This is a genomic window from Flavobacterium silvaticum, from assembly GCF_012911565.1.
In the GTDB taxonomy this organism is placed as follows: domain Bacteria; phylum Bacteroidota; class Bacteroidia; order Flavobacteriales; family Flavobacteriaceae; genus Flavobacterium; species Flavobacterium silvaticum.
Genome location: NZ_JAAMPU010000063.1, coordinates 1 through 604, shown reverse-complemented (window position 1 = coordinate 604; position 604 = coordinate 1). Strand labels below are relative to the sequence as shown.

Annotated in this window: 1 protein-coding gene and 1 pseudogene; both read left to right on the top strand. The window is 36.6% G+C overall.

The features are described from left to right. A pseudogene (locus G6047_RS00240) lies at nt 1-316 on the top strand (zeta toxin); the annotation flags it as partial. Beyond that, the gene (locus G6047_RS00235; protein ID WP_169525296.1) at nt 313-459 is read left to right on the top strand and encodes a hypothetical protein; all 147 of its coding nucleotides are present in this window, start codon (nt 313-315) and stop codon (nt 457-459) included. The pseudogene G6047_RS00240 and the gene G6047_RS00235, both read left to right, overlap by 4 nt. The last annotated feature ends 145 nt before the right edge of the window (nt 460-604 follow it).

Below are 604 nucleotides of genomic sequence, written 5' to 3'. Positions count from 1 at the left end.
GGGAAAAATTCTAGAAGCGCAAAAAAATGGTTATAACGTGATTCTGCTTTTCTTTTGGTTGAGAAAAGTTGAATTGGCGATTGAGCGTGTAAAGTTGAGGGTGAAAGAAGGCGGACACAATATCGATCCGGAGACAATAATGCGACGTTATACAAATGGAAAAAGAAATTTATTCGAAATTTACTTGCCAATTGTAGATGAAGCTATGATTTTCGACAATTCGGATGGAATTTATCAATTGATTGCTGAAAAAAATGATTCAGGAGAAATTCACATCGTAGAGAAATCAAAATTTGCTAAATTGCGTGAACTATGAAAACATACGAGCGTTCAGAAAATCAACAAAAGATAATTCAAGGCATGAATAAGGTCTATGAAAATCTTTTAACTTACAAAAAGCGTTTGAATAGCGAGCTTGTCGTCTTAAAAGATGATAAAATTGTTCGCGTAAAACCATAAGGGGCAATTGGCACTTCCACCAACAGCGCATCTTTGCCATTGCTGCTTTCAGGTCAAAGAACCAATCAACTTTTTAAGTACTTTTGCGTCCAACGGAGACTACAATCTCCGGATTTCTGCAACAGCAAAGATGCGCGAAACGTTA

What these genes read in the sequence shown, in the direction of transcription:
- G6047_RS00235 (WP_169525296.1), top strand. Translation starts at nt 313, where the DNA reads ATGAAAACATACGAGCGTTCAGAAAATCAACAAAAGATAATTCAAGGC.